Here is a 26,219-nt window from a genome sequence, read left to right as displayed (position 1 = left end):
GGGTACGGACGGACACCGGGGGCCGCACGCCCGGCGGCGGTCGCCGACGGGCGGTGCCAGACTCGGCAGTGCAGGCAACGGGACCCCTCACCGGAGGAGGGCACACCATGCTCACCACCCGTTTCGTCGACGGCGCTCCGAACTGGGTCGACGTCGGCACGCCCGACATCGACGGCGCCACGTCCTTCTACGGAAGCCTCTTCGGCTGGGAGTTCCGGTCGGCGGGCTCCGAGTCCGGCGGCTACGGCTTCTTCCACCTCGGCGGGAGGACCGCCGCCGGCGGTATGCAGACCACCCCGGAGCAGGGCCCGCCGTCCTGGTCGGTGTACTTCCGGAGCCCCGACGCGCAGGGCACCGCCCAGGCGGTCGAGCGGGCCGGGGGCACCGTCCTCATGCCGCCCATGGACGTGATGGACGAGGGTCGCATGGCCGTCCTCGCGGACAAGGCGGGCGTGTCCTTCGGCATCTGGCAGCCGGGCCGGATCAAGGGACTGGACGTGGCGGGCGACCCCGGCTCCCTGCGCTGGATCGAGCTCCACACCCCGGACGTCCCGGCGGCCGCCGCGTTCTACCACGCCGTGTTCGGCTGGGAGACCTCGGCGATGCCCTTCCCCGGCGGCATGTACACCTGCGTCAGCCCGGCGGGCACCGAGGCCGAGGACATGTTCGGCGGGCTCGTCCCGCCGTCCGGCGACCCCACCGGGGCCGGGAGCGGCGCGTACTGGCTGCCGTACTTCGAGGTCACGGACACCGACGCCACGCTCGCGCGGGCCCAGGAGCTCGGCGGCACGGTGCTCCTGCCCGCCACGGACCTGGAGGGCGTGGGCCGCGTCGCCCAGCTCGCCGACCCGTACGGGGCGCGTTTCGCGGTGATCAGGAGCGCGCCGCGGCAGCGGGGCTGAGACGGGCCGGGGCCGGGCCGATCATCCCGCACCGCACCGGCCCGCGCCGCACCGCACCGCACCACCCCGGCCCGATCTTGGACGCAGCGGCTCAGGCGGAGGTCCGGCGCACCAGCGTGGTCGGCAGGACGACGCCCGGCGGCTCACCCGCCGGGGACTCCCTGGTGCCGCTGCGGTCGAGGTCCCGCAGCAGCATGCGTGCCATCAACCGGCCCATCTCCTCTATGTCCTGACGGACCGTCGTGAGCGGCGGGTCGGTCTGCTCGGCGACCGGCTGCATGTCGTCGAAGCCGATCACGGCGACGTCCTCGGGCACCCGGCGCCCGTGTTCGCGCAGGGTCCGCAGCGCGCCCGAGGCCGTCAGGTCGTTGGCGGCGAACACGGCGTCCACGTCGGGACAGCGCGCGAGGAGCTCCCGCATCGCCCGCTCACCGCCCCCTGAGGTGAAGTCGCCCTCCGCGATCAGGCGCGGGTCGGCGTCGACCCGCCCGTCCCGGAACCCGTCGAGCCGGTCCACCGCCGAGGTCTGGTCGAGGGGCCCGGTGATGTGCGCGATCCGGGTTCGCCTGAGCCCCACCAGATGGCGCACGGCCTCCCGGGCGCCGCCGCGGTTGTCGCTGTCGACGTACGCCGGGGACGCGGAACCGGGGGCTCCGTCGCCCCAGCCGGGCCGGCCGCCGAAGACGGTCGGGACGCCCGCGCCGAGGATCAGCTGGGGCAGCGGGTCGTCGAGGTGCAGCGAGAAGACGAGCGCGCCGTCGACATGGCCGCCGGCGAGGTACCGGCCGACGCGGGCGTGGTCGTCGCGGCCCTCGGTCAGCAGCAGTACCAGCTGGATGTCATGGGCCGTCAGTTCCTTGCTGATGCCCCGGAGTTGGAGCCCGAAGAAGGGGTCGGCGAAGACCCGGGTCTCCGGCTCCGCGATGACCACCGCCACCGCGTCGTGGCGCCGGGTGACGAGACTGCGGGCGGCCTGGTTCGGCACGTACCCGAGTTCCTCGACGGCCCGTCGGACCCGCTCGACCAGCGGTTCGCGCACCCCGTCCCCGCCGTTGACGACACGCGACACGGTGGCCCGGGAGACCCCGGCCCGCGCGGCCACGGCCTCCAGCGTGGGGCGCGACTCTGTCGTCGGCTCGGTCACCTCAGGGCTCCTCCTCGGCGGTTGCGGATCAGGATAGCCGCGGGGACGACACGGCGTACGGCGCCTGCGCGCCCGGCGACCGGACGGCACCGCCGGCCGCGGGCGCCGTAAGTCCCTTGTCCGCGCGCCGCGTCACCGGTGATGATCACGCCATGACGTGGAGAAGATCCCGTGCCGGGTGACCGGCCGCCGACCCCGCTGACTCCGTACGCCGGCCTACCGGAGTCCCACGGCGGCCGGCACGTCGTGCACAGCACGGTCGACGCCCGTGGCCGCGCCCACTGGCTGCTCACGGAACGCCGGCCGGAACCACACCGCGGCGATCCCTACGACGCCGTGGTGGTCACCGTCGAGGGCGGGTCCGTCCACGAGACCGTACTGAGCGGCGTGCACGCGTCCTACAGCAGACTGGACGCTCTCCCGGCCGGCGGTTTCGTCCTCGCCGCCCCCCGCTCGCGTCGCGGTGACTCCCAAGTGAGCGTCCTCGACTCCCGCGGCCGCCGGTCCAGGACGTTCCGGGTCGGTGACGGCATCGAGGATCTGCTGGTAGACCATGCCGGTGACGTCTGGGTGGGTTATTTCGACGAAGGCGTGTACGGCGACGCGCTGAGCGCGCCGGGGCTGCGCCGCTGGAGCGCCACTGGTGAGCCGCTGTGGGCGTACCAGCCGCTTCCCGGCTTCGACACGATCTCCGACTGCTACGCGCTGAACGTGGCCGCCGGGACCGTCTGGGCCTGCCCCTACCCGGGTTTCCGGTTGCTGGAGATCCGCGAGGACGGTGCCGTACGGGCACGCGAGAACCCGGTGCAGGGCGCGAAGGGCGTGATCGTTGAAGGCGACCGCGTGGTGTTCTTCAGCCCGTACGGCGACGACTGGAACGTGCTCGTGGACTGCCGTCTCTCCGCGGACGCCGTGCGGCCCGTCGGCTACGGCCGGCTGGTCCGTTCCGGCGGTGCGGATCTCGGACACCGAAGGCGCCGCGTGGTCTGCCGCGGCCCGCGCCTGTACGTTCAGCAGAAACCCTGGACGCAGTGGGCGGTGCTCGACATCGGCGTCAGGTGAGAGCCGTCCGGTACGGGCGGACGAGAGGTGACGGCATCCTCCACTCGTGGCGTTCCGCCGCCCTGTCGGGGCCTCAGGACGTACGCCTCGCGCGGCTCGGCTGGACTCGTTTCGGTTCGCCCGGCATCTTCGGGTACTCCGGCGGGTACGGCAGGTCGCCGAGGCCGTGGTCGTGTTCGTCGCGGCTGGCGAGTTCGAGCAGGGCCTCCAGCGAGAAGGCGTGGTCGTCCATGTCGGCGTGCACGTCGCCCAGTTCGGCGAAGCGCGCCGGCATGGTCGCCAGGTCGAAGTCCCGGGGCACGGCGACGCCCACCTCGTCCCAGCGCAGCGGCGCGGACACGGGGGCGTGCGGGCGGGGGCGCACGGAGTAGGCGGAGGCGATGGTGCGGTCCCGCGCGGTCTGGTTGTAGTCGACGAAGATCTTCTCGCCGCGCTGCTCCTTCCACCAGGCCGTGGTCACCTGCTCGGGCATGCGGCGTTCCAGTTCGCGCCCGGCGGCGATGGCGGCCCGGCGCACCTGGGTGAAGGTCCAGCGCGGCTCGATCGGCACGAAGACGTGCAGTCCCCGGCCGCCGGACGTCTTGGGCCAGCCCCGCAGTCCGCCGTACTCGTGGAGCACCTCGCGCAGTTCGTGGGCGGCGCGCACCGCGTCGGCGTAGTCGGTGCCGGGCTGCGGGTCGAGGTCGAGCCGGAGTTCGTCGGGATGGTCGACGTCCCCGCCGCGCACCGGCCAGGGATGGAAGGTGAGCGTGCCGAACTGCGCGGCCCACAGGACGGCGCCGACCTCGGTGGGGCACATCTCGTCGGCGGTACGGCCGCTGGGGAAGGCGATGTGGGCGGTCGGGATCCAGTCGGGCATGTTCTTGGGCGCCCGCTTCTGGAAGAACGACTCGCCGGTCACCCCGTCCGGGTAGCGCTCCAGGGTGGTGGGGCGGTCGCGCAGCGCGCGCAGGATGCCGTCGCCCACGGCGAGGTAGTACCGGGCGAGGTCCAGCTTCGTGAAACCGCGCTCCGGAAAGAAGATCTTGTCCGGGCTGGACAGCCGCACCGTCCTGCCCGCCGCCTCGAGTTCCACCGCATCGCCCATGCGAGCCACGGTAGGCGTCCCGCACATACCTCGCACACCGGGCGAACCGCCCCGGAAGCCCGCAGAATCGGAGCATGGATCTGCCGGTGATGCCGCCCGTGAAGCCGATGCTCGCCAAGTCCGTGGCGAAGATCCCGCCGGGCATGCAGTACGAGGCGAAGTGGGACGGGTTCCGGGCGATCGTGTTCCGCGACGGTGCCGAGATCGAGCTGGGCAGCCGTACCGGGAAGCCGTTGACCAGGTACTTCCCCGAGCTGGTGGAGGCCCTGCGGGAGCGGCTGCCGGAGCGCTGCGTCATGGACGGGGAGATCGTGATCGCCCGCGACGGGCGGCTCGACTTCGACGCGCTGACGGAGCGCATCCATCCGGCGGACTCGCGGGTGCGGACGCTGGCGGAGCGGACCCCGTCCTCCTTCGTGGTCTTCGACCTGCTGGCGCTGGCGGACGAGTCGCTGCTCGACGTGCCGCTCACCGACCGCCGCGCCCTGCTGACGACGGCCCTGTCGGGGGTGGGCGCCCCCGTGCACGTCGCTCCGGCGACGACGGACATCGAGGTGGCCCGGCAGTGGTTCGAGCAGTACGAGGGAGCCGGTCTCGACGGGGTGATCGCCAAGCCCCCGGCGGCCCCGTACCGGCAGGACGAGCGCGCCATGTTCAAGATCAAGCACGAGCGCACCGCGGATGTCGTGGTCGCGGGCTACCGCTTCCACAAGAGCGGACCCGTCGTCGGCTCGCTGCTGCTCGGCCTGTACGACGACCGGGGCGCGCTCCAGCACGTCGGGGTGTCCGCTGCCTTCACGATGAAGCGCCGCGCCGAGCTGGTGGAGGAGCTGGAACCGCTGCGGATGCCGGACGTGCGGAGCCATCCGTGGGCCGCGTGGGCCGAGGAGGCCGCCCACGAGTCGGCCCGGCTGCCCGGAGCGCCGAGCCGCTGGTCGTCGAAGAAGGACCTGTCCTGGGTGCCGCTGCGGCCCGAACGGGTGGCGGAGGTGGCGTACGACCACATGGAGAACGGCGCCCGGTTCCGGCACACGGCCCGCTTCCGCCGCTGGCGCCCGGACCGTACGGCCGAGAGCTGCACCTACGGACAGCTGGAGGAGCCGGTGCGCTACGACCTCGCGGAGATCCTCGGGCCGCCCGCCTGACCGGCGCCGCCAGTCGGAGTGCCGTGTCCCGTACCGACTTCCGCTGCGCCGTTCGGCCCAGGCGACGCGCAGATCCCGAAGAGATCGGGTATGGCCACCGATGAACATATGAGCGCACAATCGACAGCACAGGACATGGGTGGCCACGGTGGGCATGGGACGGATGACACGGATGCGGCGCGGCGTGACGACGGCGGCGCTGCTGGCCGCCGCGGTGACGGGCTCCCTGATGACGGGCTGCACCGCAGGCGGCGGCCCGCTCGACGACGGCCGCGGACGGCACGACGAGCCCACGCCCACGGAGTCCGCCGGGAAGCCCGCGGACCCGGTGCTCGCTGTCAAGATCGACAACGCGAGCGCCGCCCGGCCGCAGACGGGCCTGAACGCCGCGGACGTCGTGTACGCGGAACAGGTCGAGGGCGGGCTGAGCCGGCTGATGGCGGTGTACGCGACCCGGCTGCCCGAGACGGTGGGCCCGGTGCGCAGCGCCCGCGAGTCCGACCTGGAACTCCTGCGCCAGTTCCACGAGCCGACGCTCGCCTACTCCGGCGCACAGCACAAACTGCTGCCGCTGATCGACAAGGCGCCGCTGACCCCGGTCCGCCCCGAGGAGAACTCCGCCGCGTACTTCCGCGGCACCGGCAAGGCCGCCCCGCACAACCTCTATCTGCGTCCCCGGCGGCTGATGGACGCGGCGCCGGGCGCGGACGCCCTGACGACGGGTTTCCGCTTCGGTGCGGCGCCGGCGGGTGGCACTCCGGAGACCGAGCGCACGGTCCGCTTCCCCGCGGCCCGCTTCACCTTCACCTGGTCCGCGGAGCGGGATCGCTGGCTGGTGACGATGGACGGCAGGCCGACCGTGACGACGGACGCCGGACGGGCGGCTCCCGCGACCGTGGTCGTGCAGCACGTGACGGTCCGCACGTCCCGGTTCCACGACGTGCTGGGGAACCACACGCCGTACACGCAGACCGTCGGGTCGGGCAAGGCCGAAGTGCTGCGCGACGGGCGGGTGTTCGACGCCGAATGGCACCGCGGATCGGCGGCGGACGGCACGGAGTTCACGACGGCGGACGGCACGCCCATGAACTTCGCCGAGGGCCAGGTGTGGGTGGTCTTCACCAAGGCCTGACGCGAGCCGGGCGGGCGGGCCGTCCCGCCGGAGGCGGGCTCACGCCTGGCCGGCCACGAGGGGTTCCCCGGGATTGCGCAGGCCCTCGGCGGCGTCCGCGACCCGCAGGACGAGGTCGAAGAACAGCGTCTGCTCATCGGCGGAGAGCGGGCCGAGGAAGACCTGGTTCATCCGCGCCGTGCGCACACTCAGCCTGCGGTGGGTGCGCGTCCCCTCGCCGGTGAGGCGGAGCAGGAAGCGGCGGCCGTCCTGCGGGTCGCGCACCTTGTCCAGCAGGGCGCGGCGGCCGAGCCGGCTGACGACCTCGGCGATGGTGGACCGGTCCAGGCCCACCCGCTCCCCCACCGTGCGCTGGTCCAGCCCCGGTTCGGCGACGAGCGCGTTCAGGACCGCGAACTGCGGCGAGGTGATCTCCTCGGACACCATCGTGTTCCACAGCAGGTGGTGCGCCTGCTGCAGTCGCCGGGCGAGGTGCCCGGGATGGGTGGAGAGGTCCACCGCGGCCATGTGCGCTCCTAGGTCCGCGTACCCGCGGGCTTCCGCGACGTAGCAGGTCGGCTTTCGTTGGTGCACTGAACGATACCCGGCCACCACTCACCTGTCTCGGGCAAATCTCCTCTTACCGGGGCCCACCACCAGGGGCCTTGACTGACCTGGACACGAGTGGCAGCGTGTGGGCAACCTCGGAGAAATAATCAGTGCGCTGACTAACTGCCGCACTGGGCGCTCGGAAGAGATGGGGCTTCACGGATGGACAAGGTGGTCGCCACGGCCCTCGGGGCGGTGGCCGATGTGCCGGACGGCGCGACACTGGCGGTCGGCGGCTTCGGCCTCAGCGGGGTGCCGACGGCACTGATCGACGCGCTGTACGAGCGCGGCGTGTCCGGCCTGGGCGTGGTCTCCAACAACTGCGGCGCGATGGAGTCCGGCCTGGCGGTCCTGCTCGCGGCGGGCCGGATCGCCCGCGTCACCGGCTCCTACATCGGCGCGAACAAGGAGTTCGCCCGCCAGTACCTGGCCGGTGAGCTGGAGGTCGAGATGATCCCGCAGGGGACCCTCGCCGAGCGGCTGCGCGCCGGTGGTGCCGGGATCCCCGCCTTCTACACCCCGGCCGGGGTGGGCACCCAGGTCGCGGACGGCGGACTGCCGTGGCGCTACGACGGCTCCGGCGGCGTCGCGCTGGCCTCGCCGCCCAAGGAGGTGCGGGAGTTCGACGGCACCCCGTACGTACTGGAGCGCGCCATCCGCACCGACTTCGCGCTGGTGCGGGCCGCGAAGGGCGACCGGCACGGCAACCTCGTCTTCAACAAGTCCGCGCGGAACTTCAACCCGCTCGCGGCGATGGCCGGACGGATCACGATCGCCGAGGTGGAGGAACTCGTGGAGCCGGGCGCCATCGACCCGGACGCGGTCCACCTCCCGGGTGTCTTCGTCCAGCGCGTCGTCGCCCTGACCCCCGAGCAGGCGAGCGCCAAGCGGATCGAGAAGCGGACGGTCTCGGCCGGCGGAACGGGAGGCGTGTGATGGCCTGGAGCAGGGAGCAGATGGCCGCCCGCGCGGCGCGCGAGCTGCGGGACGGGCAGTACGTCAACCTCGGCATCGGCCTGCCGACGCTGATCCCCAACCACCTCCCGCCCGGCGTGGAGGTCGTCCTGGAGTCGGAGAACGGCATCCTGGGCACCGGCCCCTACCCCACCGAGGACCAGGTCGACCCGGACCTGATCAACGCCGGCAAGGAGACCGTGACGGTCGTGCCCGGCGCCTCCTACTTCGACTCCGCGCTGTCCTTCGGCATGATCCGGGGCGGGCACATCGACGTCGCGGTGCTCGGCGCCATGCAGGTCTCCGCGGGCGGCGACCTGGCCAACTGGGCGGTCCCCGGCAAGCTGATCACCGGCATCGGCGGCGCCATGGACCTGGTGCACGGCGCCCGCACCGTCGTCGTCGTGATGACCCACACCGCCAAGGACGGCTCCCCCAAGATCCTCCGTGAGTGCACGCTGCCGCTCACCGGCAAGGGCTGCGTCGACCGGATCATCACCGACCTCGGCGTCCTGGACGTCACCCCGGGCGGGCTGGTGCTGGTCGGGACCGCGCCCGGCGTCACCGCCGAGGAGATCACCGCCAGGACCGCCGCCGAGGTGCGCCTGCCCGAGGAGGACTCATGAAGGACGTCTACATCGTCGACGCGGTCCGCACGCCGGTCGGCAGGTACAACGGCGCCCTGGCCGGCGTCCGCCCGGACGACCTGGCCGCCCACGCCATCCGGGAACTCCTCGCCCGTACGCCGGACCTGGACCCCGCGCGGATCGAGGACGTGTACTTCGGCAACGCCAACGGCGCGGGCGAGGAGAACCGCAACGTGGCCCGCATGGCCGCCCTGCTCGCCGGACTGCCCACCTCCGTGCCCGGCGTCACCGTCAACCGCCTCTGCGCCTCCGGACTCGAAGCCGTCGTCCAGGCCGCCCGGGCCATCGCGGTCGGCGACGCCTCCATCGCGCTGGCCGGCGGGGTCGAGTCGATGACCCGCGCCCCCTACGTGCTGCCCAAGAGCGACAGGCCCTTCCCGGCGGCCCACACCGAGCTGTACTCGACCACCCTGGGCTGGCGCATGGTCAACCCGCGGATGGAACCCCAGTGGACCGTCCCGCTCGGCGAGTCCGCCGAACTCATCGCCGAGAAGCACGGGATCACCCGCGAACGGCAGGACGAGTTCGCCCTGGCCAGCCACCGCAAGGCGGCCGAGGCACAGGCCGCGGGAGCGTTCGACGCCGAGATCGTGCCCGTGCCGGTCCCCCGCCGCTCGGGCGACCCGCTTCTCGTCGCCGCGGACGAGTCCGTGCGCGCGGACGCGTCCCTGGAGGCGATGGCCCGGCTGAAGCCGTCCTTCCGCACGGAGCGCGGGACCGTCACGGCGGGCAACGCCTCACCGCTCAACGACGGGGCCGCCGCCCTCCTCCTCACCGACGAGGCGGGCCTGCGGGCCACCGGCCGCGAACCCCTCGCCCGGGTGAGCGCGTCCGGCGTCTCCGCGACCGACCCGCACTACTTCGGGCTCGCCCCCGTCGAGGCCGTCAACCGGGCACTCGCCAAGGCGGGCAGGCGCTTCGCCGACCTGTCGGCACTGGAACTCAACGAGGCCTTCGCCGCCCAGGTGCTGGGCTGCCTCGCCGAATGGCCCGAGTTCGACCCGGCGATCCTCAACCCCCGGGGCGGCGCCATCGCGCTCGGCCACCCGCTCGGCGCGTCCGGCGCCCGCCTCGCGGGCACCGTCGCCCACCAGCTCGGGGCCGCCGGGTCCGGCACCGGCGTCGCCACCCTCTGCATCGGCGTGGGCCAGGGCCTCGCCCTCGTCCTCGAACGCTAGGAAGCCGCCCATGACTCTCACCCAGTCGGACATCGACACCGAGGTCGACGACCTCCAGAACGCCTACGACAAGGCCGTGGCCGGCGGCGCGCCGGTCCGCCACCACCCACCGCGCGACTACGCGCCGTACCGCAGCTCGGTGCTGCGCCACCCCAAGCAGCCGCTGGTCGCCGTGAACGGCGGCGACCCGGAGACGGTCGAGCTGTCCGGACCGGTCTTCGGCGCCACCGACACCACCGAGACCGACAACGACCTCACGCGCCGGCACCAGGGCGAGCCGCTCGGCGAGCGCATCACCGTCTCCGGGCGCCTCCTCGACAGCCGGGGCCGTCCCGTGCGCGGACAGCTCGTCGAGATCTGGCAGGCCAACGCCTCGGGCCGCTACGCGCACCTGCGCGACCAGCATCCGGCGCCGCTCGACCCCAACTTCACCGGTGTGGGACGGACCCTGACGGATGATCAGGGGCGGTACTCCTTCACCACCATCAAGCCGGGCGCGTACCCGTGGCGCAACCACACCAACGCCTGGCGGCCCGCGCACATCCACTTCTCGCTGTTCGGCACGGCGTTCACCCAGCGGCTCGTGACGCAGATGTACTTCCCGAACGACCCGCTGTTCCGCTACGACCCGATCCTGCGGTCCGTGACCGACGAGGCCGCCCGCAGCCGGCTGGTCGCGACGTACCACCACGACCTGTCCCGGCCCGAGTTCTCGCTCGGCTACGAGTGGGACATCGTGCTCGACGGTCCCTCCGCCACCTGGATCGAGGAAGGCCGTTGACCGCCATGAGCGAGAAGCCGCTCCCCACCCCCTCCCACACCGTCGGCCCGTTCTACGGGTACGCGCTGCCGTTCCCGGACGGCGGGCAGGTGGCGCCCAAGGGGCACCCCGACACGATCACCCTGCACGGACACGTGCTCGACGGCGCCGGGGACCCGATCCCGGACGCCCTCCTGGAGTTCTGGCAGGCGGCCCCCGACGGATCGCTGAAGGGCGCCCCCGGCTCCCTGCGCCGCGACCCGGTGACCGGCGGCCACCTCGGCCGCAACGGCACCGACTTCACGGGCTTCGGCCGGGTCGCCACGGACGCCGACGGGCACTACGCCCTGCACACGCTGCCGCCGGGCAACACCGGGCTGCCGTACATCAGCGTGTGCGTGTTCGCCCGCGGCCTGCTGCACCACCTCTTCACCCGCGCCTACCTGGCGGACGGCGCTGACCAGCTGCTCGACTCCCTTCCGGCCGACCGGCGCGCCACGCTGCTCGCGGCCGAGGGGGAGCACCGGACGTACCGTTTCGACATCCGCCTTCAGGGCGAAGGCGAAACGGTCTTCCTGGAGTTCCAGTGACAGCTGTCGACCCCCTCGGCTCCGACGCGGGCCTGCTCGCCCCCGGCTGGGCGGGCTCGCCCGCGGCGGACGCGACCGGCGACACCGCGTATCTGCAGGCACTGCTCGACGCGGAGGCCGCGCTGACCCGTGCCCAGGTGTCGCTGGGGCTGGCCCCGGCGGCGGCGGCCTCCGCGGTGGACGCGGCGGCCGACGCCGCGCGCTTCGACGCCGGGGCGATCGCGCTGCGCGCCCGGGCGGGCGGCAACCCGGTGATTCCCCTGGTCAAGGACCTGACAGCGGCGGTCGGCGAGGAGTTCGGACCGTACGTCCACCGGGGCGCCACCAGTCAGGACATCCTCGACACGGCCGCCATGCTGGTGGCCGCGCGCACGCTGGCGACGGTGATGGCCGACCTCGACCGCACCCAGTCGGCGCTGGCCCGGCTCGCCGCGCGCCACCGGGACACCGCGATGCCGGGCCGGACGCTCACCCAGCACGCGGTGCCCACGACCTTCGGCCTGAAGGCGGCGGGATGGCGGTCGCTGGTGCTGGACGCCAGGGACCGCCTCACAGCCGTACGGGACTCACTGCCCGCCCAGCTGGGGGGCGCGGCGGGCACGCTGGCCGCGTTCACCGTGTTCGGGGCGGACGCGGCGGATGGGGCGACAGCCGACAAGCCCGTCGACACACGTGCGCTGACGGCCGCCTACGCCCGCGAACTCGGTCTCGTCGCGCCGCTGTTGCCCTGGCACACGCTGCGCACGCCCGTCGCGGACCTGGCCGGGGCACTGGCCTTCACGGCGGGCGCGCTCGGCAAGACCGCAGCCGACGTGCTCACCCTCTCCCGCACCGAGATCGGCGAGCTGGCGGAGGGCACGGGCGGCGGATCCTCGGCGATGCCGCACAAGGCGAACCCGGTACGGGCGACGCTGATCGCCGCCGCGGCCCGACGGGCACCGCATCTCGCGGCCGGCCTCTACGCGTCGATGGCCGCCGAGGACGAGCGGCCCGCCGGTGCCTGGCACGCCGAGTGGGAACCGCTGCGCGACCTGCTGCGGCTGGCCGGCGGCGCGGCCCGCGACGCCGCGGAACTCGCCGAGGGCCTCAAGGTCGACGCGGACGCCATGCGCGCCCACCTCGGCCTCACCCACGGGCTGATCGTCTCCGAGCGGCTCGCCGCCGAACTCGCCCCCGTCCTCGGCCGGTCCCACGCCAAGGAACTGCTCACGCGGGCCGCCGGGCGGGCCGTCGCGGAGGACCGGCCCCTCGCCGACGTGCTCCACGAGGAGCCCCGGCTCGCCGGTCTCGACCTCGCCGGACTCACCGACCCCGCCAACTATCTCGGCTCCGCCGGAGCCCTCACCGACCGTGCCCTGGAGCGATCGTGACCACCGAACCGTCCGGCAGGCTGCCGCACCACCGGGCCGAAGGGGCCGCCACCGCTCCCCCGCTGCTCCTCGGCCCGTCGCTGGGCACGTCCACCGCGCTGTGGGACGCGGTCGCGCCCGAGCTGTCGGTCACCCACCGGGTGGTCCGCTGGGACCTGCCCGGGCACGGGGGCTCGCCCGCGGACCTGATCGGCCCCGGCGCGACGGTCGCCGACCTGGCGGCGCTCGTCCTGGCGCTCGCCGACTCCCTCGGCGCCGAGCGGTTCGCGTACGCCGGGGTGTCCCTGGGCGGCGCGGTCGGGCTGCACCTGGCCGCACACCACCCCGAGCGGGTGTCGTCCCTCGCCGTCATCTGCTCCTCGGCCCACTTCGGCGGCGCCCGGCCGTGGCGGGAGCGGGCCGAACTCGTCCGCCGGGACGGCCTCGCGCAGCTCGCGGCGACCGCCGACGCCCGCTGGTTCACACCGGGGTTCACCGTGCCGCGGCTCGTCGAGGACCACCGGAACGCCGACCCGGACGCCTACGCCGCCTGCTGCGACGCGCTGGCGGCCTTCGACCTGCGGGACCGGCTGGCGTCGGTCACCGTCCCGACCCTGCTGGTCGCGGGCCGCGAGGACCCGGCGACACCGCCCGCGCACCTGCGGGAGATCGCCGACGCGGTGCCGGGCTCCTCGCTCACCGAGATCGCGGGCGCCTCGCATCTGGCGCCCGCGGAGCGCCCGGAGGCCGTACTCGCCGCGCTACGGGGGCACTTCGGTGGACCCGCGCCGCGGGGGATGGGCGTACGCCGCGAGGTCCTCGGCGACGCGCACGTGGACCGTGCGCAGTCCCGGCAGACCCCCTTCACCGCCCGCTTCCAGGACTTCATCTCGCGCTACGCGTGGGGCGAGATCTGGACCGACCCGACGCTGAGCCGCCGCGAGCGCAGCATGATCACGCTGACCGCCCTGGTCGCGCACGGGCACCTCGACGAACTGGCGATGCACGTCCGCGCCGCGCGCCGCAACGGGCTCACGCCGGAGGAGATCGGGTCGGTGCTGCTGCAGACCGCGGTGTACTGCGGTGTGCCGGCCGCCAACTCGGCCTTCGCCGTGGCCCAGCGGGTGCTGGCGGAGGACGAGGCGGACCCGGGCCTGCCCCACTGACACGCCGGCGGCGGGCCGGGTCGGCGGCCCGCCGCCGGCGTCCGGCAGCGGCCGGACGCCGGATCGAGCCGGTCAGAGGCCCCTGAGGGCCAGCTCCGCCTTGGTCACCAGGCCGTCCGCACCGCACGAACGGGCCAGCGTCAGGCCCTTGTTGAGCTCGGCGGCCGACCGGGCGACGATGCCGTACTCGATGCGGGCCGCCGCGTGCTCGTACTGGCAGGGCGAGGCTTCGAGGTAGGTGACGGCCTGCCCGGCCAGCCGTACCGCGCGCTGCCCCGACTCCAGGGCCGCCGCGCAGCGCAGCGCCTCCCCGATGGCGGTGTCCGTGCCGAACCGCTCCGCCTGACGGCGGGCCTCCGCGGCCAGGGCGGCGGCGCGCACCGGGTCGTCCGCGGCCAGCGCCCGGGCGAGGTCGACGGCCCACGGCGCCAGCACCGTGTTGTGGTGCCCGCGCGAGGTCGCGGCCTTCTCCGCGGCCTCCAGTTCGTTGATGCCCTCCTTCGTCCGGCCGACGGCGAGCAGCAGCCGGCCGCGCACGGACCGGGTGTCCGGCAGCACGATCGTGGACGGGTAGGGCGGCGCGAAGCCGTAGCGCTCGGCGATCTCCTCGGCCTCGTCGACGTGACCGCGGGCGAGCAGCGTGTCGATGAGTCCGCAGGTCGCCGACCAGTACAGGGGCAGTCCGCGTCCGACCCGCTCGGCGAGGCGCAGGGACTCGCGCTGGGAGGTCTCGGCGTCCACGAGACGGCCGCGCCTGCGGTGGGCGAGGCCGAGGTAGGCGTGCGCCAGGGCGAGGTGGCCGCCGCTCCAGCCGGCCGACTCGTAGGCGCGCAGGGCCTCGCTGAACAGGCTCTCCGCACGGTCGAGCCGGTCCGCGTAGGCGTACGAACTGCTCAGCATCATGAGGAGTTCGATGCCCCACTCGGTGTCGGTCCAGCCGAGTCCCGGTGCGAGGCGGCCGTTGACGAGGGCGCGGTCGCAGAGTTCCGCGACCTCCTCGGCGTTCTCCCCGTGCATCATCGCGTCGAAGCCGCGCAGGATGAGCAGCGCCCGCTCGGAGTTGTCCCGCCCGGTGCACGTCTTCACGAGGTCGGCGAGGCCGTGGGAGCCGCCCGAGGCTCCGTCCTCCCCGGCGTGCAGGCCCTCCCACATGTAGTGCACGGCCTGCAACCGCATCCTGGCGGGGCCCGGTTCCAGCCGGGCGACCTCGGCGTCGACCGTGCGGACGGCCTCCTCCAGCTGGTCGTTGTGCAGCAGGGCCTGGGAGAGGCGGTAGACGGCGTCGACGCGTTCCTCGCCCTCCAGGCCGTGCATCTCCAGCGCGGCGCGCAGGTGGCCGATGGTCCTGGCGGGTGCCGTCAGCAGTGTGGCGCAGCCCAGTTCGTACAGCACGCGGGCGTGGGTGTCCGGCAGCGGAGGCTCCCGGAGGGCGCGCTCCAGGCAGCGGCGGGCCGCGTCGGGCGCGCCGACCGCGAGGTGTTCCCGGGCGGCCTCGCGCAACTGGTCGACCAGTTCGGGGTCGTCGTCCGGGTGCACTTCGAGGAGGTGGCGGGAGGCGGCGGCGGCGCCGCGCCCGGAGTCCGTGACCGCCCACGCGGCCTGGCCGTGCATCGCCGTGCGCAGAGCGTCCGGGATGGAGCGGTAGACGGCGCTGGCGATGAGCGGGTGCACGAACTCCAGCTCGCCCTCGACCGTCTGCGCGGCGGCGTCCTGAGTGGTCGTCAGAATGCGTGAGGCCCGGAGCAGTTCGGCGCAGCGCACGGCGTCCTCGTGCGGCATCCCGGCGAGCTGGGCGGCGAGGTCCAGGGAGATCTGGGTGCCGAGGATCGCGGCCGCCCACGCGAAGCGGGTGGCGTCGATGCCGAGCCCTTCGAGGCGGGCGACGAGACCGCGGCCTCGCGCCGAGCGGTTGAGGGCGCGCAGTTCGGCGGCGGACGCCTCGACCGGTTCCAGGCCGCTGTCCTGCACCTTGGCGAGGAGTTCCACGGTCTCGTACGGGTTGCCGCCGGTGACCGCCCACACCTCGCGGCAGAACGGCGCGTCGGCGTGCTCGCCGAGCGTGGCGCGGGTGATGCCGGCCGTCGCGTCGGGGGTCAGCGCGCTCAGCCGGGTGACGGGGCGGGCCGCGGCGGCGACCGCGTCGAGGAGGCGGGCGCTCTCGCCGTGCACGTCGCCGGGGCGGCGGGCGACCACGACCAGGACGGACAGGTCGTCGAGCCGTTCGGCGAACGCGGCGAGCCAGCGCAGCGTCTCCTGGTCGGCCCAGTGCGCGTCGTCCACGAGCAGCACGAGCGGCCACTCGCGCTTGGCCAGCCGCCGTACCGCGGCGACCAGTCCGTCGCACACGCCCTGCGGGTCGGGCTGGCGGTCGCCCGGCTCGGCCACACCGAGCGCGGGTCCGGCGATGTCGTACCAGTCGCCCAGGTACTCGCGCGCCTCCTCCGGCAGGAGCGAGACGAGCGCGGGTTGCAGCAACTGGCGTACGACGTTGAAGGGGACGGACGTGACGGTCTCGCCGCCGCGTGCCGACCACACCGTGCAGCCGCTGTCCTCCGCGATCCGGCGAACCTCGGCGAGGAGGGCGGTCTTGCCGAGGCCCGCCTCGCCCGTGACCACCAACAGGCTTCCCGAGGACGCCGAGTCCGCGCGCAGGGCGGTGATCGCCCGCCGGACCGTGGCGACTTCCTCGTCTCGCTCCCACAGGGAGGCCGAGGCGGCCACCCCGGGCCGTGCCTCCGTCATCCCGCTACCTCCCCAGGTCGCCCAAACGACGTACAGACCACGAGCCTAGCCGTCCGGGGGCCGAAGTGGAGGCGGGACCGGGCACCTCTTGCCTGCAGGGGTGACGGCGGGTGCCCGAGGACGACGGCTCAGTGTCCCGACCTGCCCGCGTGAAAGTTTCCGACCGTCAACGGGGTTGCCACTGAAGCTTTTTTCCCTTCGGTACGCGACCCGTCCGGTGCGGCTCTCCGCGCGGTGACCGACGCGCAGGGCGGCGACGCCCGCGAGGACGTCCGCCGTCGGGCGGTGACCCGTGCCGGACGCGGCGGGCGGCGACGCCCACGAAGACGCTCGCGGAGTTCCGGGGGCCCCACTTCGGGAGCCCTCTCATCCGCCTTTCACCCGGGGCTCATACGGTGGGCACCATGACGCAGGCGACTCCTCCCGGCTGGTATCCCGACCCGGGACAGACAAGTGACGGCCCGCCCACCGAGCGCTGGTGGGACGGCAACGCATGGACGGACCGGATCCGCGCCGCCGGGCCGGCCGCGCCCTGGGGTCCCCCGGCGTACCCGCCGGGGGCCGGGGCCCCGCCGGGCGCACCGGGCCGGCGCCGGCTGCGCACGGGCATAGCCGTCGCCGTCGCGGTCGCGGTGCTCGCCGGCATAGGCGGCGGCGTGTACGCGCTGACGAAGGACGACGGCGGCGAGACCACCGGCGCCGGCCCCCGGGTGCCGGGCGGGAAGGACGACCGGGGCGGTACGGGCGGCTCCGAGGACGGCACTCCCGGCGGCCCGGGCGGTCCCGACGGCCGGACGCCGTCGCCCGACCCGTCGGGGCGGCCGCCGACGGAGGACGGCTTCGCCACCGACGCGCTGAACGGCATCGCGATCCCGGTCCCCGACGGCTGGACCGGCCAGAGCGGGATGAGCGCCGCGGTGACCTCGGACGACTCCTACAAGTGCCCGGGCGACACCTCCAAGGAGTGCACCAAGGGCGGGGCGTACTCGGCGCCCGCGCTCGCCCTGAAGCTCAAGGCCACCACGCCCGAGGCGGCGGCCAAGGAGGACATCTCCAAGAACGCCGAGGAGTCCTACGGCGGCGCGTCCTACGGCAAGATCACCTCGCACGAGGAGCTGGCCTCCGAGGCGGTCACCGTGGCAGGGCGGAAGGGCTACCTGGTCCGCTGGAAGGTCGTGACGAGCAAGGGCGACGACGGCTACGTCCAGTCCCTGGCCTTTCCCGCGCCGGCGAACTCCGAGCAGCTGGTCGTCGTGCGCTTCGGCGTCGACGTCAGTACGAAGGCGGCCGTCATCGACGAGATGACCGAGGGCATCAAGCAGGCGGCGACCGGCGGCAGCGGCGAGAAGGTGTAGGCGGGGCGCAGGACCCGCCCGCACACGAGTCGGCCGGGTGGGGCTCCTCTCCGCTCAAGAGGAACCCCACCCGGCCGGGGTGCGCGCCGCCCCCGTCCCCACGGTGCGGCGCGGTCAGGCCGACGTCCGGTCATCCCGCGGACGGCGGCCTGGGTCTCAGGTCAGGCCGAGGGCCGGAATCACGACCGCCTCCACGAAGCCCTCCAGGTAGTCCCCGTCCGCGTACCGCCCCTCCAGGACGGGACGGACCCGCAGGACGCCCAGCAGCTGGGCCGGGATGTACTCCAGGGCCGGGTGGTCGGCGGCGATCTCGCCGCGCTCGACGGCGCGGGCGATCATCTCCTTGAGTTCGGCCACCTCGGGCTCGACGAGCGCGTCGCGCAGCGCCTTCTGGAGCTCCTCGTCCTGCATGACGGCGTGGCCGAGCGCCTGGAGCAGCTGGGTGTCGCCCGAGCGGTCCCCCGCCGTGCGCGCCGCCGCGCGCAGGTCCCCGGCGAGCGAGCCGGTGTCGATCCCGTGGAACCGCGGACAGCGGCTGGCCCGCAGCGCCGCCGCCACGAACTGGGGCTTGGTCTTCCACTGGCGGTAGAGCGTGGACTTGCTGCAGCGCGCGCTGGCTGCCACGCCCTCCATGGTCAGCGCCTCGTACCCGCATTCGCGGATCTGGGCGAGCACGGCGTCGTAGAACTCCTGCTCACGCTCGGGCGTGATCTTGGAGCGGCGCGAGGCGGCGACCGTCTCCGGTCCCTCCGCTGCCTGCGACGTCATGGCTCTTCTCCTCGCTCGTGTCGGGGGTCCGCTGCACCTGCTCGTCCAGTGTATCGATACGCCAGTGTACCGGTACGCCGACGTATCGGTACGCCGACGTATCGGTACACTGGCGTATCGGTACAGTGTCGTATCGGTACACTGGCGTATCGATGAGTCCTGGACAGGACCCACTCCCCCGAGTGGGCCTTGTCCTGGGCTCACCACGCACCACCCCACGCAAGACCGTCAGCAAAGGGGCCGGGGGATGGATTCCCAGACCGAGCCTGCAGACCGGCCGCCGGACGCGGCCGTAGGACGGACGCGCCCGCGTCCGCCGCACACTCCCGCACGGCCCGCGCCGCGGGACACCTCCGCGCGCCCGCCGCTCGTCCGCGAGCTGCTGCTCGTCGTCGGGCTGTTCGTCGTCTACAAGGCCGGCCGGCAGCTGGCGAACGGCCACACCGCCGAGGCCTTCCGCAACGCCCACCGCGTCTGGGACTGGGAGCGCGCCGCGCACCTGCCGGGCGAGGGCACGGTGCAGCACGCCCTGCTGCACGGCGACACGCTCGTGCACGTCGCGAACACCTACTACGCGACCGTCCACTTCCCGGCCACCGCGGCCTTCCTGGTCTGGCTGTACCTGCGGCGCCCGGCGCACTACGTGTGGGCCCGCCGGATCCTCGCCGCGGTCACCGCCGCCGCGCTCGTGCTGCACCTCGCGTTCCCGCTCGCCCCGCCCCGGATGCTGGGCGAGGCGGGGCTCGTCGACACCGGGCAGGTGTACGGGCCGACGGTGTACGGGGCGCGGCCCGCGACCGACTCGATGGCGAACCAGTTCGCGGCGATGCCGTCGCTGCACTTCGGCTGGGCGCTGATGGTCGCGGTCGGCCTGATCGTGGCGACCCGGTCCCGGTGGCGCCTGCTGTGGCTGCTGCACCCGCTGTTCACGCTGCTGGTGATCGTCGGCACGGCGAACCACTACTGGCTCGACGCCATCGCGGCCACCGCCCTGCTCGGCGTCGCCCTCGCCGTGATCCACCTCCCGCACCGGACGGTGACGACCGCCGGCCGCTCCCGCCACCTCGGCGGCCCCGGGAAGGCGGACTCCGTGCCGGAACTCGTGGGGGCCGGACGATGAGCGCCACTCTCACCGCCGTCGTCCTGTCGCTGTTCTCCGCGGTCGCCTACGCCGCGGCGGCGGTGGCCCAGGAGCGTCTCGCCGCCAAGGCCGCGGGGACCGGCGTCCTGCGCCTGTTCGGCAACAGCGCCTGGTGGTGGTCCGTGACGCTGAACGCGTCCGCCGCCCTGCTGCACGTCGCGGCCCTCAAGTACGGGCCGCTCACGCTGGTGCAGCCGCTCGGCGCGCTCACCCTCGTCGCGGCGGTGCCGCTCGGCGCCCGGGTGGCCGGACGCCGGGTCAGCGCGCCGGAGTGGCGCGGCACCGCGCTCACCCTGCTCGGCCTCGCGGCCCTGCTCGTCACGGCCTCGGGCCCCGCGCCGGACGACATCCTGAGCGTGCCCCAGGCGCTGGGCGTGGCCGCCACGACGGCGGTCGTCATCGGTGCGCTGTCCCGGCGGGGCGCCCGGCCCGGCCTGCGGCACGCGAGCGCCTCCGGCTTCGCCTCGGGTGTCGCGTCCGCCCTCACCCAGACCGTCACCGTCGCCGCGACGGACCGGACGGGACCGCTGCTCAGCGTCGAGGTCGTGGTGGTGGCACTGCTGGTCGCCGCGTTCGCGACCGGGGGGCTGCTGCTGTCGCAGACCGCCTACCGGGGCGGGCTCGGGGCGCCGCTGGCCGTGGTGACACTGGCCAACCCGGTCGCCGCCGCGGCCATCGGCCTCTCGCTGCTGGGCGAGCGGCTCCAGTACGGCGCGGCGGGTGTGCTGCTGGCCGGGGCGGGCGCCGCGGTCGCGGCCTGGGGTGTGGTGACGCTGTCGCGTTCGGCACCCGCGCCCGTCCCGGAGGACGAGCATCCCGTCGCCGCGGTGCTGGCGCTGGAGCCCGGATCGGCGGCGTACGAGCCCGCGCTCGTGCCCCGGCCGCCCCGTCGCGCGAGGCGCCACCTCACCCGGCTGTAGCGGCCTCGGGACTCCGCCGTCAACGCCGAACGGCGGCTGCCGGACGCATCGCGTCCACGCAGCCGCCGTCGGATCACCGTGCGGGTCATCCCAGTCCGCGGGAGTCCTGCTTCAGGGCCGTGTCGACCGTCAGGGCGGTCGCCACGACGAGGCTCAGCAGGGGCTCGGGGAGCTGGTAGTGGATCTGGAGGACGTAGTTGTCGGCCGTCGTGAACATCGTCTTCGCGAGGCCTTCCCAGGTCTTGGTGATCCGGGCGACCTCGTTGTCCGCGTGGTCGACGATCGCGAAGTTCCAGGCGCGCCAGTTCTCCGCCTTGATCGCGCCGATCTGCTGACCGTTGGCGTTGATCGCGAAGTTGATCTTCCCGATCATGTTCTGCTGCACGATCTCGCCGACGGGCTGTCCGTCCGGACGCGCCACCAGCACCCGCGACTTCAGGAACTTGCGGGGCCGGGTCAGCAGCAACTGCGGCTGACCGTAGGCGTCGCGGATCTCCAGCTTGTGCGTCATGAACTGGTCGAGGCTGGAGACGAACCGGAGGATCTTCTTCAGCATGTTCTGGCCGACCTGGACGACCGAGCCGAGCTGGTTGCCCTGCTGGTCCATGACCTTGTACTCGTTGGTCAGCTCGATCAGCTTGGCCTTCTGGTTCACCACCAGGACCGGCTCGGTGAACAGGGTGCCGCCCCCGGCGCCGCCGCCGGCCACCCCGGCCTGCTGCCGCACCTGGTTCTGCACGCGCGGGTCGGGACCCGCGACGGGCTGCTGGGCCGGCTGACCGTACCCCTGCTGCTGCTGCGGAGCCGCCTGCGCCTGCTGCGGGATCTGCGGCGTGCTCTGGCCCTGCTGGTCGGCGTTGGTGTGCTGGGTCCACTGGGAGCCGTCCCAGTAACGCAGCGTCTGGGCCGCCCCCTGGGGGTCCGGGTACCAACCTGCAGGAGTGTTCGAATGCGTGGTCACCGGGGCACACTACCTCGCTCGGCGCGGAAAGGAACGGGCGGCCGGGTAACCATCAGGCGGTCACGAGAGCGGGGTCGCTGACGCCCGGCCGGCCGTTCTCGACATGTCCGGCGAAGTGGCGCAGATACGCCGGATCCGCCTCGGACGTGACGCTCACGTCGTACCAGCGCCTGCTCGCCCGCAGGTCGACGGTGTGCCTGACGGTCGCGCCGGCCCGCACGCGGAACGTCCGCGCCTTGCCGCCGTAGCCGTCGCCGAGCCGCAGAGTCACCGCCTTGGAGCCCTTGTTGGTGAGGGTGAGCTCCAGGTCGTCCCCCGCGTGCCGCGCGGTCACCTCGGGTCCAGCGGCGCCGGCGGGCCCCCGGAAGGTGCGCAGGAAACCGTTCGGCCCGTGCACCGTGAGGTCGTAGGAACCGCCGGAGTACGCCGAGTTCCAGGTGTCCGAGACCGTCTTGCCGGCCTCGGTGGTGTAACTCCAGGGCCCGTCGGTGCGGTTGCCCGAGGTGACGAGGAAGGCGGCGCCCGCCTTGGCGCCCGAGGCGAAGGCGAGGGTGAACTTCCCGGTGGCCGCGTCCAGCGAACCGTCCACCAGCGGCGCGTACCGGAGCGGGCGGGCCGGCCGGGAACCGCGCTCCTGCTTCGGCAGGACGGGGTGTGCGGGCGGCGTGGGCACGTAGTCGGGGTGACGCTGGTTGTCCGGCGGCTCGTAGCCGTCGGTGTCCGGCAGCGCGACGGGACGGACGTCCTTGCGGGAGAAGTCGAACGCCGAGCTGAGGTCGCCGCAGACCGTGCGCCGCCAGGGCGAGATGTTGGGCTCGTGCACCCCGAAGCGGCACTCCATGAAGCGGATGATCGACGTGTGGTCGAGGGTCTCGGAGCAGACGTAACCGCCCTTGCTCCAGGGCGAGACGACGATCATCGGCACGCGCTGGCCGAGCCCGTACGGTCCCGCGGTGTGGCGCGTGTCCCCCTGGTAGAGGTCCGGGCCGACGTCGACCGTGGACTTGCCCTGGCCGGCGTTCTGCGGCGGGAACGGCGGCACGACGTGGTCGAAGAAGCCGTCGTTCTCGTCGTACGTGATGAACAGCGCGGTCCTGCTCCACACCTCGGGGTCGGAGGTGAGGGCGTCCAGGACCTGGGAGATGTACCAGGCGCCGTAGTTCGCGGGCCAGTTGGGGTGCTCGGTGAACGCCTCGGGTGCCACGATCCAGGAGATCTGCGGCAGCTTGCCGCCCTTGACGTCCGCCCTCAGCTGGTCGAAGAACCCCTCGCCCCTGCGGGCGTCGGTGCCGGTGCGGGCCTTGTCGTAGAGCGGGTCGCCGGGCTCGGCGTTGCGGTACTGGTTGAAGTACAGCAGCGAGTTGTCGCCGTAGTTGCCGCGGTAGGCGTCCTGGATCCAGCCCCAGGAGCCGTTGGCGTCCAGTCCGTCGCCGACGTCCTGGTAGATCTTCCAGGAGACCCCGGCCTTCTCCAGGCGTTCGGGGTACGTCGTCCAGTCGTAGCCGACCTCGTCGTTGCCGAGGACCGGGCCGCCGCCCTTGCCGTCGTTGCCGGTGTAACCCGTCCACATGTAGTAGCGGTTCGGGTCGGTGGAGCCGATGAACGAGCAGTGGTACGCGTCGCAGACGGTGAAGGAGTCGGCGAGGGCGTAGTGGAACGGGATGTCCTCGCGCGTCAGGTACGCCATCGTCGTGGACGACTTGTTGGGCACCCACTTGTCGTACTTGCCCTTGTTGAAGGCGGCTTGTCCGTCGTTCCAGCCGTGCGGGAGGTCCTGGATGAACTGGAGGCCCAGGTCGTCGGCGTCGGGACGGAAGGGCAGCACGTCCTTGGTGCCGTCCGACTGGTACCAGACCGGCTTCTTGCCCGTCGTGGTGGCCACCCGCGGGTCCCCGAAGCCGCGGACGCCTCGCAGCGAACCGAAGTAGTGGTCGAAGGAACGGTTCTCCTGCATCAGGACGACGATGTGCTCGACGTCGGCGATCGTGCCGCTGCGATGCCCGGCGGGTATCGAGGCGGCCTTGGCGATGCTGTCGGACAGCGCGGTGAAGGCCGCTGTGCCGCCCGCGAGTTGGAGGAAGCGACGCCGATTCACTGGGGGCATGGGTGGGTGACCTCTGTCCTGACGGGGCGCGGATGCCGGGTGCTGGGGGAACGTGCGCGAATGGAGTGTTCCAAGAGCACCAAACGTCGGGGAAGGGTCGCGTGGCATCCACGTGAAAGACAGCGGTACGTGCGGCCAACGGTTTCGGCCAGGGGAATTCGGGGCCTCGCAAGGGGGTCGCGGCCTGCCCCGTGAGCATCGCCCAGGGGGCTGCCGTGAGCCCGCGGACGCGGCACACGGGGCATGACGAGCGGGCCGGACACTCCGTGCTCCCGGTGACCGGCCCGACCGTGCGGCCGTAGGCAGGGCCCGCCGCCCGCCCGGTCACGTCCGCGGCCGGCGGGCCGTCGGTCAGGCCGTCCGCTCCGCCAGTTCCGCGGCGACGTCGTGCCCGAACAGGCCCGGAAGTCCCCCGGTGTGCACGAACACGGTGCGCCGGCCCGGCCGGATGTCGCCGTCCGCGACGGCCGCCGCGAGGCCGGCCAGGGCCTTGGCGGTGTAGACCGGGTCCAGGATCACGCCCTCGCACAGCGCCGCCGCTCGCAACGCGGAGGAGGCCGCGGGCGTGAGAAGTCCGTAACCGTCGCCGACCTGGTCGTGGCGCAGGCGCAGCGCCGACGCGTCGACGGCGCCGTCCGACACCTCGCCCGCCAGGGCGGCGACGCGGGCGCCGAGGTCCTGGACGGCGCCGACGTCCACGCCGAGGACCCGGTCCGCGCCCAGTGCGGCGACCATCCCCGCCATGGTGCCGCCCGAGCCGCCCGCGACGACCACGTGCTCCACGTCCGGCAGTTGCCCGCGCAGTTCACGGCCGCCTTCGAGGTAGCCGAGCGCCCCGTTCCGGTCGCTCCCGCCGAAGGGCAGCACCTCGACCCGCTCGCCCTGTGCGGTCAGTCCGGCGGCGGTGTCCGCCACGGCCCGGTCCAGGCCGGCGGCGTCGACGTCCCCGGCCCACACGACCTTCGCCCCCAGCAGACCGTCGAGGCTGAGGTTCCCGGTCCTGCCCTGCGGGCCGTCGCCGCGCAGGACCAGCACCGCCTTCAGCCCCAGCCGGCGGCTCGCGGCGGCCGTCAGCCGCGCGAAGTTGCTCTGCGCACCACCGCTGGCCACCAGGACGGTCGCCCCTCGGCCGACGGCCTGGCCGCAGCTGAACTCCAGCTTGCGCACCTTGTTGCCACCGCCCCCCAGCCCGCTCAGGTCGTCGCGCTTGAGCCAGAGGTCGTCGGGGCCGAGGCCGAGGTGCGCGGCCAGTCGCGGTGCCGCCTCCAACGGTGTCGGCCAGGTGCCGAGAAGCACCCGGGGAGCGGTGGTGGGTCCACTGTCGCTGGCGGTCATGGCCGGCCTTTCGCTGTACTTGGCCTGAACAGGCTGTGCGGGGGCCCGCGCTCGCACACCCGCGGGTGGCCGGCCGGTGCGGTTGCGGCGGGGAGGAACGGGGCACCGGCCCATCATGCCGCTCCGCCCGCCCGCTCCGCGAAAGCGGCGCCGCCGCCCGCGCCGCCACGGCAACCGGCGGCCCCGGGAGCCCGGTCAGCACAGGTCCCGAGACCGGGGACCCGGCACGCGCCGCCCGGCGGGGAACGCGCCTCAACCGACCAGGCGGCGGCGCCAGTCCAAGGGCGTCACGGTGATGGCGCGGCCCGGGTCGCGGTCCCAGGCGGCGGGCAGACCGACCGCGTCCAGGGCCGCCACGATCTCGTGCCCGACGGCCGCGGTGGTCTCCGGCGATCCGTCGAAGCCGCCGTAGAGGAGCATGAGGCCCTGGCCGGCCGCCGCGGAATCCGTGCACTGGGAGTGGAAGTAGACGAACCCGCGGGCGTCGCGCGGCCCCTCGGCGCCTATCTCGGACTGGCCGCAGGTGCGGCAGCACGTGAAGTTCTCGCGGGCGGTGATGCCGGCGTCCTGGAGGGCGGTGAAGGCACGGGTGAGCCGCTCGGGGTCGGTCTCGCCCTCCCAGGACGCCTGCTCCGCCACCCGCTCCAGCCACATCCGGTCGGCCAGCGCCTCGGCCTGCGCGCGCGACACGGGCCTGCGGTCCGGTCCGGCCAGGAACTCCTCGGCGGTCTCCGCCAGTTCGGCGCGGGTGGCGTAGCCGCCGACCAGCACCTCGCGGACGCGCCGCTCCAGTTCCGCGCGCTCGTCCGCGTCCAGGCCGAGCGGCGGCACCTCGCGCTCGGGTCCCATGTCCAGCGGCGACCACGCCGGACCGGCGTCCCACCCGGGCTGCCGACGGGCCCAGCCGGTCAGCACCGCGATCACGTCCTCGGCGCGGCCGACGGCGGCCTGGAAGTGCCGGTCGGCGGCGCCGTCGCGGTGCTCCACCGTGTAGTCGCCGCCGTCCTCGTGCCAGACCTGGGCGAAGACGTCCGGCAGGTCGGGTATGCGCTGGAGCACCAGGAACCGGTCGCCGTCCCCGCCGATGCGCCGGACGAGCCCGGCCAGTTCCTCCGCGGACACGCGGACGTGCCGCCGCGCGCCCTCCGTCCGCACCACGATCTCGATCATGCGCAGACTCTGGCACACG

At 73.7% G+C, this 26,219-nt stretch carries 23 protein-coding genes; 14 read left to right on the top strand and 9 right to left on the bottom strand.

From position 1 onward, the window contains the following. Window positions 1-107: 107 nt before the first annotated feature. Window positions 108-902 (top strand): VOC family protein, encoded by a 795-nt coding sequence (locus tag ACWGIS_RS11165; RefSeq protein WP_453362120.1) that lies wholly within the window; start codon window positions 108-110, stop codon window positions 900-902. 91 nt (window positions 903-993) lie between these two features. On the opposite strand, the gene ACWGIS_RS11160 is transcribed toward ACWGIS_RS11165, so the two are convergent. Continuing rightward, window positions 994-2,046 (bottom strand): LacI family DNA-binding transcriptional regulator, encoded by a 1,053-nt coding sequence (locus ACWGIS_RS11160; protein ID WP_453362119.1) that lies wholly within the window; start codon window positions 2,044-2,046, stop codon window positions 994-996. 171 nt (window positions 2,047-2,217) lie between these two features. Here ACWGIS_RS11160 and ACWGIS_RS11155 point away from each other — a divergent pair, with 171 nt between their 5' ends. Then, a complete protein-coding gene (locus tag ACWGIS_RS11155; protein ID WP_453362118.1) occupies window positions 2,218-3,108 on the top strand; it encodes a hypothetical protein in 891 nt (296 codons plus the stop codon). Between the two features lie 73 nt (window positions 3,109-3,181). Here ACWGIS_RS11155 and ligD read toward each other — a convergent pair whose 3' ends face one another. Then, on the bottom strand, window positions 3,182-4,195 hold the full coding sequence (ligD, locus tag ACWGIS_RS11150) for a non-homologous end-joining DNA ligase (RefSeq protein WP_453362117.1): 1,014 nt from the start codon (window positions 4,193-4,195) through the stop codon (window positions 3,182-3,184). 74 nt (window positions 4,196-4,269) lie between these two features. Between ligD and ACWGIS_RS11145 the strand changes: the two genes are divergently transcribed. Together ACWGIS_RS11145 and ACWGIS_RS11140 are read left to right on the top strand one after the other, a co-directional pair. Next, window positions 4,270-5,340 (top strand): ATP-dependent DNA ligase, encoded by a 1,071-nt coding sequence (locus ACWGIS_RS11145; protein WP_453362116.1) that lies wholly within the window; start codon window positions 4,270-4,272, stop codon window positions 5,338-5,340. A 154-nt stretch (window positions 5,341-5,494) separates the two neighbouring features. Continuing rightward, window positions 5,495-6,472 carry a DUF3048 domain-containing protein gene (locus tag ACWGIS_RS11140; RefSeq protein WP_453362115.1) on the top strand — a complete coding sequence of 326 codons (978 nt, stop codon included), beginning with the start codon at window positions 5,495-5,497 and terminating at the stop codon, window positions 6,470-6,472. A 39-nt stretch (window positions 6,473-6,511) separates the two neighbouring features. Here ACWGIS_RS11140 and ACWGIS_RS11135 read toward each other — a convergent pair whose 3' ends face one another. After that, on the bottom strand, window positions 6,512-6,979 hold the full coding sequence (locus ACWGIS_RS11135) for a MarR family winged helix-turn-helix transcriptional regulator (RefSeq protein WP_453362114.1): 468 nt from the start codon (window positions 6,977-6,979) through the stop codon (window positions 6,512-6,514). A 243-nt stretch (window positions 6,980-7,222) separates the two neighbouring features. On the opposite strand from ACWGIS_RS11135, the gene ACWGIS_RS11130 reads away from it, so the two are divergent. The 7 genes from ACWGIS_RS11130 to pcaDC are packed head-to-tail and all read left to right on the top strand — an operon-like array spanning window position 7,223 to window position 13,704. Continuing rightward, window positions 7,223-7,996, top strand: coding sequence for a CoA transferase subunit A (locus ACWGIS_RS11130; RefSeq protein ID WP_453362113.1), 774 nt, complete (start codon window positions 7,223-7,225; stop codon window positions 7,994-7,996). Next, complete coding sequence (locus ACWGIS_RS11125) at window positions 7,996-8,640, top strand: CoA transferase subunit B (RefSeq protein WP_453362112.1); 645 nt, start codon at window positions 7,996-7,998, stop codon at window positions 8,638-8,640. The genes ACWGIS_RS11130 and ACWGIS_RS11125 overlap by 1 nt, the downstream gene beginning before the upstream one ends. Continuing rightward, complete coding sequence (locus ACWGIS_RS11120) at window positions 8,637-9,839, top strand: thiolase family protein (protein WP_453362111.1); 1,203 nt, start codon at window positions 8,637-8,639, stop codon at window positions 9,837-9,839. The genes ACWGIS_RS11125 and ACWGIS_RS11120 overlap by 4 nt, the downstream gene beginning before the upstream one ends. Before the next feature lie 10 nt (window positions 9,840-9,849). Then, entirely contained in the window at window positions 9,850-10,620 is a 771-nt protein-coding gene (gene pcaH / locus ACWGIS_RS11115; protein WP_453362110.1) for a protocatechuate 3,4-dioxygenase subunit beta, read from the top strand. 5 nt (window positions 10,621-10,625) lie between these two features. Then, window positions 10,626-11,189 (top strand): protocatechuate 3,4-dioxygenase subunit alpha, encoded by a 564-nt coding sequence (gene pcaG / locus ACWGIS_RS11110; RefSeq protein ID WP_453362109.1) that lies wholly within the window; start codon window positions 10,626-10,628, stop codon window positions 11,187-11,189. Further along, the gene (gene pcaB / locus ACWGIS_RS11105) at window positions 11,186-12,559 is read left to right on the top strand and encodes a 3-carboxy-cis,cis-muconate cycloisomerase (protein WP_453362108.1); all 1,374 of its coding nucleotides are present in this window, start codon (window positions 11,186-11,188) and stop codon (window positions 12,557-12,559) included. The genes pcaG and pcaB overlap by 4 nt, the downstream gene beginning before the upstream one ends. After that, a complete protein-coding gene (pcaDC, locus tag ACWGIS_RS11100; RefSeq protein WP_453362107.1) occupies window positions 12,556-13,704 on the top strand; it encodes a bifunctional 3-oxoadipate enol-lactonase/4-carboxymuconolactone decarboxylase PcaDC in 1,149 nt (382 codons plus the stop codon). Before pcaB ends, pcaDC begins: the two co-directional genes overlap by 4 nt. 72 nt (window positions 13,705-13,776) lie before the next feature. Here pcaDC and ACWGIS_RS11095 read toward each other — a convergent pair whose 3' ends face one another. Next, window positions 13,777-16,446 carry an ATP-binding protein gene (locus ACWGIS_RS11095; protein WP_453362106.1) on the bottom strand — a complete coding sequence of 890 codons (2,670 nt, stop codon included), beginning with the start codon at window positions 16,444-16,446 and terminating at the stop codon, window positions 13,777-13,779. Window positions 16,447-16,850: 404 nt separating this feature from the next. Between ACWGIS_RS11095 and ACWGIS_RS11090 the strand changes: the two genes are divergently transcribed. After that, window positions 16,851-17,801 (top strand): DUF2510 domain-containing protein, encoded by a 951-nt coding sequence (locus tag ACWGIS_RS11090; RefSeq protein ID WP_453362105.1) that lies wholly within the window; start codon window positions 16,851-16,853, stop codon window positions 17,799-17,801. Between the two features lie 156 nt (window positions 17,802-17,957). Here the strand turns inward: ACWGIS_RS11090 and ACWGIS_RS11085 are convergent, their stop codons facing one another. Further along, on the bottom strand, window positions 17,958-18,569 hold the full coding sequence (locus ACWGIS_RS11085; protein ID WP_453362104.1) for a TetR/AcrR family transcriptional regulator: 612 nt from the start codon (window positions 18,567-18,569) through the stop codon (window positions 17,958-17,960). A 247-nt stretch (window positions 18,570-18,816) separates the two neighbouring features. Here ACWGIS_RS11085 and ACWGIS_RS11080 point away from each other — a divergent pair, with 247 nt between their 5' ends. Further along, the gene (locus ACWGIS_RS11080; protein WP_453362103.1) at window positions 18,817-19,689 is read left to right on the top strand and encodes a phosphatase PAP2 family protein; all 873 of its coding nucleotides are present in this window, start codon (window positions 18,817-18,819) and stop codon (window positions 19,687-19,689) included. Continuing rightward, window positions 19,686-20,630, top strand: coding sequence for a DMT family transporter (locus ACWGIS_RS11075; RefSeq protein ID WP_453362102.1), 945 nt, complete (start codon window positions 19,686-19,688; stop codon window positions 20,628-20,630). The genes ACWGIS_RS11080 and ACWGIS_RS11075 overlap by 4 nt, the downstream gene beginning before the upstream one ends. A gap of 85 nt (window positions 20,631-20,715) precedes the next feature. Here ACWGIS_RS11075 and ACWGIS_RS11070 read toward each other — a convergent pair whose 3' ends face one another. The 4 genes from ACWGIS_RS11070 to ACWGIS_RS11055 all read right to left on the bottom strand — a co-directional run bounded on the left by ACWGIS_RS11070 (window position 20,716) and on the right by ACWGIS_RS11055 (window position 26,200). Then, window positions 20,716-21,591 (bottom strand): phospholipid scramblase-related protein, encoded by an 876-nt coding sequence (locus ACWGIS_RS11070; RefSeq protein ID WP_453362101.1) that lies wholly within the window; start codon window positions 21,589-21,591, stop codon window positions 20,716-20,718. 52 nt (window positions 21,592-21,643) lie between these two features. Further along, window positions 21,644-23,695 carry a phosphocholine-specific phospholipase C gene (locus ACWGIS_RS11065; RefSeq protein ID WP_453362100.1) on the bottom strand — a complete coding sequence of 684 codons (2,052 nt, stop codon included), beginning with the start codon at window positions 23,693-23,695 and terminating at the stop codon, window positions 21,644-21,646. A 351-nt stretch (window positions 23,696-24,046) separates the two neighbouring features. Continuing rightward, window positions 24,047-25,030 carry a pyridoxal-phosphate dependent enzyme gene (locus tag ACWGIS_RS11060; RefSeq protein ID WP_453362099.1) on the bottom strand — a complete coding sequence of 328 codons (984 nt, stop codon included), beginning with the start codon at window positions 25,028-25,030 and terminating at the stop codon, window positions 24,047-24,049. A 252-nt stretch (window positions 25,031-25,282) separates the two neighbouring features. After that, entirely contained in the window at window positions 25,283-26,200 is a 918-nt protein-coding gene (locus ACWGIS_RS11055) for a DUF6891 domain-containing protein (RefSeq protein WP_453362098.1), read from the bottom strand. Window positions 26,201-26,219: the final 19 nt, after the last annotated feature.

It is taken from the genome of Streptomyces sp. NPDC054842 (assembly GCF_053611025.1).
Note: the sequence above shows the minus strand (reverse complement) of the source record. Positions and strands in the feature narration are given on the sequence as shown.

Excerpts from the sequence above, each read along its gene's own strand:
- ACWGIS_RS11165 (WP_453362120.1), top strand. The coding sequence starts at position 108 with ATGCTCACCACCCGTTTCGTCGACGGCGCTCCGAACTGGGTCGACGTC.
- ligD (WP_453362117.1), bottom strand. The coding sequence starts at position 4,195 with ATGGGCGATGCGGTGGAACTCGAGGCGGCGGGCAGGACGGTGCGGCTG.
- ACWGIS_RS11145 (WP_453362116.1), top strand. The coding sequence starts at position 4,270 with ATGGATCTGCCGGTGATGCCGCCCGTGAAGCCGATGCTCGCCAAGTCC.
- ACWGIS_RS11140 (WP_453362115.1), top strand. The coding sequence starts at position 5,495 with ATGGGACGGATGACACGGATGCGGCGCGGCGTGACGACGGCGGCGCTG.
- ACWGIS_RS11135 (WP_453362114.1), bottom strand. The coding sequence starts at position 6,979 with ATGGCCGCGGTGGACCTCTCCACCCATCCCGGGCACCTCGCCCGGCGA.
- ACWGIS_RS11130 (WP_453362113.1), top strand. The coding sequence starts at position 7,223 with ATGGACAAGGTGGTCGCCACGGCCCTCGGGGCGGTGGCCGATGTGCCG.
- ACWGIS_RS11125 (WP_453362112.1), top strand. The coding sequence starts at position 7,996 with ATGGCCTGGAGCAGGGAGCAGATGGCCGCCCGCGCGGCGCGCGAGCTG.
- ACWGIS_RS11120 (WP_453362111.1), top strand. The coding sequence starts at position 8,637 with ATGAAGGACGTCTACATCGTCGACGCGGTCCGCACGCCGGTCGGCAGG.
- pcaH (WP_453362110.1), top strand. The coding sequence starts at position 9,850 with ATGACTCTCACCCAGTCGGACATCGACACCGAGGTCGACGACCTCCAG.
- pcaG (WP_453362109.1), top strand. The coding sequence starts at position 10,626 with ATGAGCGAGAAGCCGCTCCCCACCCCCTCCCACACCGTCGGCCCGTTC.
- ACWGIS_RS11095 (WP_453362106.1), bottom strand. The coding sequence starts at position 16,446 with ATGACGGAGGCACGGCCCGGGGTGGCCGCCTCGGCCTCCCTGTGGGAG.
- ACWGIS_RS11090 (WP_453362105.1), top strand. The coding sequence starts at position 16,851 with ATGACGCAGGCGACTCCTCCCGGCTGGTATCCCGACCCGGGACAGACA.
- ACWGIS_RS11085 (WP_453362104.1), bottom strand. The coding sequence starts at position 18,569 with ATGACGTCGCAGGCAGCGGAGGGACCGGAGACGGTCGCCGCCTCGCGC.
- ACWGIS_RS11080 (WP_453362103.1), top strand. The coding sequence starts at position 18,817 with ATGGATTCCCAGACCGAGCCTGCAGACCGGCCGCCGGACGCGGCCGTA.
- ACWGIS_RS11075 (WP_453362102.1), top strand. The coding sequence starts at position 19,686 with ATGAGCGCCACTCTCACCGCCGTCGTCCTGTCGCTGTTCTCCGCGGTC.
- ACWGIS_RS11065 (WP_453362100.1), bottom strand. The coding sequence starts at position 23,695 with ATGCCCCCAGTGAATCGGCGTCGCTTCCTCCAACTCGCGGGCGGCACA.
- ACWGIS_RS11060 (WP_453362099.1), bottom strand. The coding sequence starts at position 25,030 with ATGACCGCCAGCGACAGTGGACCCACCACCGCTCCCCGGGTGCTTCTC.
- ACWGIS_RS11055 (WP_453362098.1), bottom strand. The coding sequence starts at position 26,200 with ATGATCGAGATCGTGGTGCGGACGGAGGGCGCGCGGCGGCACGTCCGC.